Consider the following 8,563-nt stretch of genomic DNA (forward strand, 5'->3'; position numbering starts at 1 on the left):
TGGGGCGCTGGCGAAGCGGCAGGCGCTGCCGTTTCGTCAGTTTTTAAGCGCCCATCTTCTTCATATATTTTGAGAAATATTGGCGAGTTTCAGATCTCAGACCATTCGCGCAGCAGGTTGTGGTAGAGATTGAGCAGCGAAAGCGCCTCCTCCGACTCACCGTGCCGACTGTTGAGCGACTGGATATTCCGGTCGAGTTCAAACAGCATCGCGCGACGTTTATCATCGCGGACCATCGACTGAATCCACATAAATGACGCCACCCGAACGCCGCGCGTCACCGGCGTGACGCAATGCAGGCTACTGGAAGGGTAGAGCACCAGGTCGCCCGCCGGGAGTTTGACCGTGTGCTGTCCGTAGGTGTCGTTAATGGTCAGTTCGCCGCCGTCGTAACTTTCCGGGTCAGACAGAAACAAGGTGGCCGACAGGTCGGTACGCATCCAGCCGCTATGGGGATGCTGGCGTACAGCGCCATCCACATGAAAGCCATAGGTCTCCTGCTGCTGATAACGGTTGAAAAGCGGGCTGGAAAGGGTTTTTGGCAGCGCGGCGGCAAAAAACAGAGAGTGACGATTCACCGCTTCCAGCACGCGGGCCTGTAGCGCCATGTAGCGTTCGCTGCGTGTATCAACCTGTTGATTGTTCTTCACCTGGGCACCTTGCGCCCCGACGGTGGCTCGGCCGTCGATCCATTGCGCCTGGTTGAGTTCCGCGACCAGATCGCGTACCTCGTCCGCGCTCAGCACCCCGGGAATTCGATACATCATGGCAGTGTCTCCTGAAAAAAGTGGGGCTTTCGCCCCACACAATCACTTAGAAGTGAACGTTTGCCGTTAACACGAAGGTGCGCGGTTCACCCGGATGATAGCGATAGCCGCTCTTGTTAATAGAGGCAACATAATCGGTATCGAACAGGTTATAAACGTTCAGTTGCAGGTCCAGATTGCGATTGACGCGGTAGCCCAGTTTGGCGTCGGCGACCCAGTAGCTGTCGGTGGAGTCTGGTGTACCCACTGCGCCATCTTTGCCGCGATGCATACTGCCGATATAGCGTGCTCCCGCGCCAATGGACAGGGCGTCGGTCGCCTGGTATTGGCTCCACAATGTAAAGGCATGTTCAGGCGTGTAGGGCAGAGAATCGCTTTGATCCTGCGCCACGTCGGCACCGTTACGCACCGTCGCGCGCTGTTGGGTAAAGCCGCCAATAACCTGCCATTCCGGGGTAATGTTGCCCGCAATAGACAGCTCGTAGCCCTCTACACGTTTGGTACCGTACTGGGAGTAAGTGCCGTCATCGTTCGCTTCGACATCGTTTTCAATGTCGGTGCGGAAAACGGCGGCGGACAGCAGCAGACGCTTATCCAGCACTTCCCATTTGGTCCCCGCTTCGCTGGTTTTCGCCTTCTGCGGTTTGAAGTCGGTACGGTTGGCGCTGCTGCCGGAGCCGCCCGCCGCCAGCGCAAAGTTGCTGCCGCCAGGAGGCTGCTGGGAGATGGCATAGTTGACGTAAACGTTGCCGTTCTGCGTCAAGTGGTATAGCGCGCCGGCCTTCCAGTTCACCAGGTTGCCCGACTTGGCGGCATCCACGGTGGTGACCGGGGTATTTTTGACGACGCCTGCCGGGCAGGCGATGGCGCCGCGCCCGGTGCCGCCGCACAGCGATGCGCTGTCGTACTCAGTATGATAGCTATCCAGGCGAATACCGCCGTTGAGTTCGAAATCACGGGTAATTTGTAGCGTATCGAAGGCGTAAATCCCGAAGGTATCGGTCTGGCCGTTTGCATTCGCTCCGCTGCGTTGCAGGCTGCCTAACGAAACGTTGCTATCCGGGTGATACAGATTTACCGCCGGCGCGGTAAACGGATACACGCCGTAGTTGGTTTGCTGCTCGTGGGTAAATTCCACGCCGGTGCTGATATCGTGGCCAACGGCGCCGGTGTAGAACTTCGAGGTCAGGTTGGTCTGGTTAGTGAGGATCTTGTTGCTGACATCTTTGGTATTGATGTTGCGTGTCCAGGTCCAGGTATTCACGTTACTCGGGTCCGGTCGGCCAATATTGCTCGCGCCGCCCATTATCGCCGTCATCATGTAATCTTGCTTGATCTGCGACCAGCGGGTGGTGTTGCGGACAGTGGTGGTGTCGTTAAAATCATGCTCGAAGCGCATCGTCACCGTATCGGTGGTGGAGTCGTCGTAGTCGGACTGGGTACCGTAGAAATTGTGGGTATCGACTTTTCCGGAGCTGTTCAACGCCGAAGTTGCTGCGTTGGGCGCGGAGTAGCCCGGCAGCCCCACGGTAGGTACGCCGCCATCCGGAGTATTATTCTGGGTGACGTGCAGATAGTTGAGGTACAGACGATTCTCGGTACCCAGGCCAAACGCGATGGAGGGGGCAATGCCGTAGCGCTCGTTTTTCACGTTATCACGCCCGGCATCATGCGTTTTTTCACCCATCAGGTTTAAACGCACCGCGCTGGTTTCACCGATCGCTTCGTTGAGATCCAGCGTACCGCGTCGATACCATGCGCTACCTACACTGGCGGAGGCATCAATGCCCGAATCCAGGCGCGGCTGCTTGCTGATCATGTTGATCGATCCCGTTGGCGCGCTGCGGCCATAGTCGGATCCCGACGGCCCCTTGATCACCTCGACCTGCTCGGTATTGAACGTATCGCGGGTTACGCTGCCAATATCGCGGATGCCATCGATATAGATGCTGTTCGAGGTATCGGCACCACGCATATAGATGGTGTCGCCCGTCGATGAGCTCCCGTTTTCCCCGGCAAAGAAGGCGCCAACGCCCGGCACGTTTTTCAGTGCGTCGGTCAGGTTGGTGGCCCCCTGATCTTTGAGGACCTGCTCGGAAATGACGGTCACGGTACGCGTGGTATCGGCAATCGGGCGACTAAATTTGGGGTCGGCCGACTGGGTTGGGGCATACAGTGAAGGAGCCTGCGCTTCCACAACCAGCGTATCGCCGGTGCTTTTTTCTTTGCCCTCATCGGCCTGGGCGGCAGGTGTCAGGCCGAGACAAAGACCGGTAAAGAAGGTGAGAGAACTAAAGCTGCTGAACGGGATGGTGCGATTTTTTTCCATATCAATGAGCGTCTTATAATTTTTAAAAGCCATTTAAAAATGACAATCGGGCGTGTTTCGTCCCTTTTGCCACTGCAGGTGATTTCTTTTTTATTAAATGATGTTGATAATGATTGTGATAATCATTATCAAATCGGCGTATTTTTTATCACTCATTGGCTTAAAAATAAATACACTGGTTTACAGTTTCTTCATTTTTTATACATAAAGATTACGTTTCTGAGGGAGATTACCGCTCACTCATACAGCGTTGCCGAACCAAAAAGCTTGTTTTTCCCACCGGCAACGTCGACCACAAAGGCTATCGCGCCGGCTTTGTGCGCTTTGCTGGCAAGCTGCTGCTGAAGATCGTCAAGGTTGCTGGCACCGCTGACCGTCACTGTACCGACCGGGCGAAACGGCACGCCAGGAGGCGGTGTGGGCTGGGCGCAGGCGGTTGTTGTAGCGAGTAGCAGAGCGAGAGAAAAGCGATGAAAGGTGTTCATGGTATCCCCTCCTGATGGCAACAGGGAATACCTTAATTGTAGGTCGTTGATGGAAAAAAACTGCCACCGGGGTGGCTGTTTTTCATCAGGAGCGGCGGGCGTCCGGGCGAATTAAATCAAAACGATGACTCTCGTCAATGGTGTAGTAGGCAGAAGGCCCGCCTGCGCGCAGCACCGGCTGGGCTCGCGCGGTCTGGTAGATGCCGTTTTCCAGCAGCGACTCATCAATATGAATGCCAACCACCTCGCCAAGCACCAGCCAGGTATCCACCGGGGTGCCGTCGGCGCCGGTGAGCTGAATACATTGCGACAGCCGACATTCAAAGTTCACCGGGCTTTCCGCGACGCGCGGCGCGCTGACGATCTGGGCTGGGGCAGCGGTGAGCCCGGCACGGGTAAACTCATCATCACCGTGGGGCAGGGTGGCAGAGGTTTCATTCATCGCCACCGCCAGGCTGCGGGTCGTCAGGTTCCAGACAAATTCTTTGGTCTCGAAGATATTCTGCACGCTATCTTTCCAGCCGCTGCTGGCAAAACCGATGATCGGCGGGTGATAGTTAAAGCAGTTAAAGAAGCTGTAGGGGGCCAGGTTATGTCGCCCTTCGGCATCGACAGATGAAATCCAGCCAATCGGTCGCGGCCCTACGATGGCGTTAAGCGGGTCGTGTGGTAGCCCATGGCCCTGGGAAGGTTGATAAAAATACATAGCACACCTGTTATCAATAAGCAGTTATTCAGACTCCCTTATTTACCGCATCGTCGTCAACGGGTATCTTACGCCGCATTACGACAGGAGAAAGTCATGAGTACCCAAAAACCGGGGTTGCACCCGCGTAACCGTCATCACAGCCGCTACGACCTGGACGCGCTGCGTCAGGCCTGCCCCGCGCTGAGCGATTTTATTACCCTCAACCCGGTTGGCGAGCAAACCATTAATTTTGCCGATCCGCTGGCGGTGAAGACCCTGAACAAAGCCTTGCTGGCGCATTTTTATGCGGTAAAAGAGTGGGATATTCCGGAAGGCTTCCTCTGCCCACCCGTTCCAGGCCGTGCGGACTATATCCATCATCTGAGCGACCTGTTAAGCGATGAAAACGGCAACGTGGTGAAGGGGGCAAATATTCTGGATATCGGAGTTGGCGCAAACTGTATTTATCCGCTGATTGGTGCGCATGAATATGGCTGGCGCTTTACCGGCAGCGAAACGCACCCGCAGGCGTTTGCCAGCGCACAGGCCATTCTCAGCGCTAACCCCTCGTTGAACCGGATGATCCGTCTGCGCCGCCAGAAAGACACGTCGGCGATGTTTAACGGCGTGATCCATAAAAACGAACAATACGATGCCACGCTGTGCAACCCGCCGTTCCATGATTCTGCCACCGCGGCTCGCGCTGGCAGTGAGCGCAAACGCCGTAATCTGGGACAGGATCGTGATGATGCGCTGAACTTTGGCGGCCAGCAGCAGGAACTGTGGTGTGAAGGCGGGGAAGTGGCCTTTATCAAACAGATGATCGCCGAGAGCAAAGGCTTTGCCCGTCAGGTAATGTGGTTTACGTCGCTGGTGTCGAAAGGGGAAAACCTGCCGCCGCTGTATCGCGCGTTAACCGAGGTGGGGGCCGTTAAAGTGGTGAAAAAAGAGATGGCTCAGGGGCAGAAGCAGAGCCGCTTTATCGCCTGGTCGTTTATGGATGATGAGCAGCGTCGTCGTTTCCTGGCGCGCAAACGCTAAGAGAAAACGCCGTTTACCCCGAGGGATAAACGGCGTGCTTATCAGGAGACGTGCTGCAGGAACTCTTGCAGACGCTGGCTTGGTGGGTTCTTCACCAGCTCCTGCGGATTGCCATCTTCGGCAATCCGGCCTTTATCAATAAAGATCAGGCGAGACGCGACTTTCTCAGCAAAGCCGATTTCGTGGGTGACAATCACCATCGTCATCCCTTCTTCCGCCAGATCCTGCATCACTTTCAGCACTTCGTGGCGCAATTCCGGGTCCAGCGCCGAGGTTGGTTCATCGAACAGCATCATTTTCGGCTTCACCGCCAGCGCTCGGGCAATCGCCACGCGCTGCTGCTGGCCGCCGGAAAGCTCGGAAGGGTAGTGGTGCGCGCGTTCCGCCAGGCCCACTTTGGCCAGCAGATCTTTGGCCAGCTTTTCCGCCGCCTCTTTTTTCAGACCGCGGACGCGGAGCGGCCCGAACATCACGTTTTCCAGCGCCGTCAGGTGTGGGAACAGATAGAACTGCTGGAACACCATACCGGCTTCCTGACGGATCAGGCGTTCGTCAACATTCGGGTCGTTTACCTTCAGACCATCGACAATCAGATCGCCGCTGGTTATCTCTTCGAGTTTATTAATGCAGCGCAGCAGCGTCGATTTTCCCGAGCCGGAAGGCCCGATTATCACGACCACTTCGCCCTGTTTGACCTTCAGGTCGATGTTGTGCAGCACCTGGGTTTGACCAAAGTGCTTGGAGACGTTTTTAAATTCAATCACAGGATTTTCATCCTTCTTTCAAGAATGCGGAGCACGATATTCAGTACCTGGGTGATGATCAGGTAGATAACGCCAACGGCGGTCCAGATTTCCAGCGCGCGGAAGTTTCCGGCGATAATTTCCTGACCGCTGCGGGTCAGCTCAGCGGCACCGATAACAATAAACAAAGAGGTGTCTTTGATACTGATGATCAACTGGTTACCCAGCGCAGGCAGCATACGGCGAACGGCCAGCGGCATAATCACATGGCGAATGGTTTCGCGGCGCGACAGGCCGAGTGCCAGACCCGCTTCGCTAAAGCCTTTGTGGATGGACAACACTGAGCCACGAGTGATTTCTGCAATATAAGCACCGGAGTTGATCATGATGGTGACAACTGCCGCAGTGAAGGTATCGATACGAATGTCCGGGAAAGCCATTGGCAGCGCGAAGTAGATGTACATGACCTGTACAACGATAGGCGTACCGCGGATCACTTCAATAAATACGAGGGCGATATGGTTTGCAATCCAGCCGCCGTAAGTACGGGCTAAGCCAGCCACCAGACCGATAATGATGCCGCCCGCGAGGCCGAGGATCGAAATCCACAGAGTCATTTTGGCGCCGTCCAGAAGAATAGGAATGGCAGGCCAGATGACGCTCCAGTCAAACTGCATGATGATAATCCTGTTACCGTGGTTCAAAAATAGCAGGGGCGAAAGGCCGCCCCTGAGTTTGCATCAGATTTTGGAATAATTATTTAGGTTCAGTACCGAACCATTTTTTGTAAATTTCGTTATAAGTGCCGTTTTCACGCAGCGTTTTCAGCGCGCCATTCACTTTTTCGCGCAGCTCGTCGTTGCCTTTCGAGAACGCAATACCGTACTGCTGAGCTTCCAGCGATTCGCCTACCGCTTTGAACTGACCGTTACCGGCAGTCTTGATAAAGTAGAGAATATTCGGGGTATCGTGCAGCACCGCGTCGGCGCGGTTGGTGCCCAATTCCATGTACGCATTATCGATGTTCGGGAACTGGCGCAGGTCTTTGGTTTTGATATTCGCTTTTGCATAATCAACGGAGCCTGTTCCGCTCTTCACCGCCACCACTTTGCCATCCAGATCTTTCACGCTCTTGATGTCATTGTTGTTGGTTTTCACCATCACCAGCAGGCCGCTTTTGTAGTAGCCGTCGGAGAAGTCGACCGCTTTTTTACGCTCGTCGGTAATGGTAATGCCAGCCAGCGCCAGATCGACGTTTTTGGTCTGCAGTGCCGGGATAATGCCGCTGAAGTCCATCGGCTTCAGGGTGTAATCCAGCTTCAGCTCTTTCGCAATTGCTGCCCACAGGTCGATGTCAAAGCCGACATACTGATTACCCTGCTTGAACTCGAACGGGACGAACGCGGTATCCGTTGCCACAACCAGCTGTTTCTCGGCAGCCTGAGAAGAGACCGCAAACGCCAGGGTGAGTGCAGCCAGTGAAACTTTAAACATTGACTTCATAGCATTTCCTTTTATATCCACGGGGCGATCCCCTGCGATAACAAACGGCTTATGAAAAAAACGTGCCAACTTTACAATCAGTTGTTTCTTAACAAATAATGCGTTTTTCATTGCACAAAAGCGGAAAAATAACGACCGCTTTGCACCAGAAAAGGGCACCAAAGTGGTGCGCGAAAATCGTGTTGTTAAGTATGGCGTTTTTTAGCGCAAACGCAGAGGAGAAAACAATCTTTTATTAACGATTGTGTGAGGTGATTATTACAAATGATTTACTTTGGCGGGGTTTCTGTCCGATTGGGTGCACTTTTCTGGTGCAAATCCCTCCGGTGGAGGGACCGGAGGGAGATAAGATTTTCCTATGTGTTATTCGATGTTTGCCTCGATGAACCACAGGAATTTATCCAGGTCACGGGAAGCGGCGGTGAAGATATCGGCGGTATCTTCATCTTTGGCTTCACCGATCGCTTTACGTACGTCGTTAGCAACAATCGCATAACGCTCAGCCAGCGCTTTCAGGTGATCCTGCACGCTGGTGATATCCAGCGGATAGCTTTTCAGCGGCGTCTGGGCGTTGATGACCTGAGTGGTCCCCAGCGCAATCCCGCCGAGCTGTACGGCACGTTCAGCCATGGTATCCAGATGGTCGGTGAGCGCAGTGCGGAAGCCATCAAGCATTTCATGCACCGCGATAAAGTTGGCACCGCGCATGTTCCAGTGCGCCTGCTTTGTAATCAGCGACAGATCGATAAACTGAAGAACCTGACGGTTGAGTAACGCAACGGTGGCCTGTTTTTCGCTTTCCGGAACGTCGTTACGCGTATAGAGAAGTTGGGCGTTTTTCGTTTTAACCAGTTTTGCAGTACTCATAATCATATATCCTCTTGATCCGATACACTTATAAAAGCATGTGTATCTGCGTCCTCATGAATTAACGAAAACAAGTATAGCACCGTGAGCGGGACGGTATTTTCTGATTCTGCCTATAGGTTTGATAGAGAGCGTGGTTT

9 protein-coding genes are annotated in these 8,563 nt (G+C 54.2%); 1 reads left to right on the plus strand and 8 read right to left on the minus strand.

Annotation, left to right across the window (positions count from 1 at the left end):
* Positions 1-89: 89 nt before the first annotated feature.
* From ybiX to NNN71_RS08005, 4 genes are all read right to left on the minus strand, one after another.
* A complete protein-coding gene (gene ybiX / locus NNN71_RS07990; protein WP_271458251.1) occupies positions 90-767 on the minus strand; it encodes a PKHD-type hydroxylase YbiX in 678 nt (225 codons plus the stop codon).
* Positions 768-813: 46 nt separating this feature from the next.
* Complete coding sequence (locus NNN71_RS07995; protein WP_271458252.1) at positions 814-3,096, minus strand: catecholate siderophore receptor Fiu; 2,283 nt, start codon at positions 3,094-3,096, stop codon at positions 814-816.
* A 236-nt stretch (positions 3,097-3,332) separates the two neighbouring features.
* Complete coding sequence (locus NNN71_RS08000) at positions 3,333-3,581, minus strand: DUF1471 domain-containing protein (RefSeq protein WP_163447064.1); 249 nt, start codon at positions 3,579-3,581, stop codon at positions 3,333-3,335.
* A gap of 85 nt (positions 3,582-3,666) precedes the next feature.
* The gene (locus NNN71_RS08005) at positions 3,667-4,287 is read right to left on the minus strand and encodes a flavin reductase family protein (protein ID WP_271458253.1); all 621 of its coding nucleotides are present in this window, start codon (positions 4,285-4,287) and stop codon (positions 3,667-3,669) included.
* 96 nt (positions 4,288-4,383) lie between these two features.
* Between NNN71_RS08005 and rlmF the strand changes: the two genes are divergently transcribed.
* Positions 4,384-5,310, plus strand: coding sequence for a 23S rRNA (adenine(1618)-N(6))-methyltransferase RlmF (gene rlmF, locus NNN71_RS08010; RefSeq protein WP_271458254.1), 927 nt, complete (start codon positions 4,384-4,386; stop codon positions 5,308-5,310).
* 41 nt (positions 5,311-5,351) lie between these two features.
* On the opposite strand, the gene glnQ is transcribed toward rlmF, so the two are convergent.
* The 4 genes from glnQ to dps form a co-directional block, all read right to left on the minus strand.
* Positions 5,352-6,074 (minus strand): glutamine ABC transporter ATP-binding protein GlnQ, encoded by a 723-nt coding sequence (gene glnQ / locus NNN71_RS08015; protein ID WP_223802203.1) that lies wholly within the window; start codon positions 6,072-6,074, stop codon positions 5,352-5,354.
* A complete protein-coding gene (glnP, locus tag NNN71_RS08020; RefSeq protein WP_065355583.1) occupies positions 6,071-6,730 on the minus strand; it encodes a glutamine ABC transporter permease GlnP in 660 nt (219 codons plus the stop codon). The genes glnQ and glnP overlap by 4 nt, the downstream gene beginning before the upstream one ends.
* Positions 6,731-6,809: 79 nt before the next feature.
* Positions 6,810-7,556, minus strand: coding sequence for a glutamine ABC transporter substrate-binding protein GlnH (glnH, locus tag NNN71_RS08025; protein ID WP_065355584.1), 747 nt, complete (start codon positions 7,554-7,556; stop codon positions 6,810-6,812).
* Between the two features lie 363 nt (positions 7,557-7,919).
* Complete coding sequence (dps, locus tag NNN71_RS08030) at positions 7,920-8,423, minus strand: DNA starvation/stationary phase protection protein Dps (protein WP_163447058.1); 504 nt, start codon at positions 8,421-8,423, stop codon at positions 7,920-7,922.
* Positions 8,424-8,563 lie beyond the last annotated feature (140 nt).

Source organism: Kluyvera sp. Awk 3 (genome assembly GCF_028069715.1).
Taxonomy (GTDB): Bacteria; Pseudomonadota; Gammaproteobacteria; order Enterobacterales; family Enterobacteriaceae; genus Kluyvera; species Kluyvera georgiana_A.

Coding starts and splice junctions, on each gene's coding strand:
- ybiX (WP_271458251.1), bottom strand. CDS start 767: ATGATGTATCGAATTCCCGGGGTGCTGAGCGCGGACGAGGTACGCGAT.
- NNN71_RS07995 (WP_271458252.1), bottom strand. CDS start 3,096: ATGGAAAAAAATCGCACCATCCCGTTCAGCAGCTTTAGTTCTCTCACC.
- NNN71_RS08000 (WP_163447064.1), bottom strand. CDS start 3,581: ATGAACACCTTTCATCGCTTTTCTCTCGCTCTGCTACTCGCTACAACA.
- NNN71_RS08005 (WP_271458253.1), bottom strand. CDS start 4,287: ATGTATTTTTATCAACCTTCCCAGGGCCATGGGCTACCACACGACCCG.
- rlmF (WP_271458254.1), top strand. CDS start 4,384: ATGAGTACCCAAAAACCGGGGTTGCACCCGCGTAACCGTCATCACAGC.
- glnP (WP_065355583.1), bottom strand. CDS start 6,730: ATGCAGTTTGACTGGAGCGTCATCTGGCCTGCCATTCCTATTCTTCTG.
- glnH (WP_065355584.1), bottom strand. CDS start 7,556: ATGAAGTCAATGTTTAAAGTTTCACTGGCTGCACTCACCCTGGCGTTT.
- dps (WP_163447058.1), bottom strand. CDS start 8,423: ATGAGTACTGCAAAACTGGTTAAAACGAAAAACGCCCAACTTCTCTAT.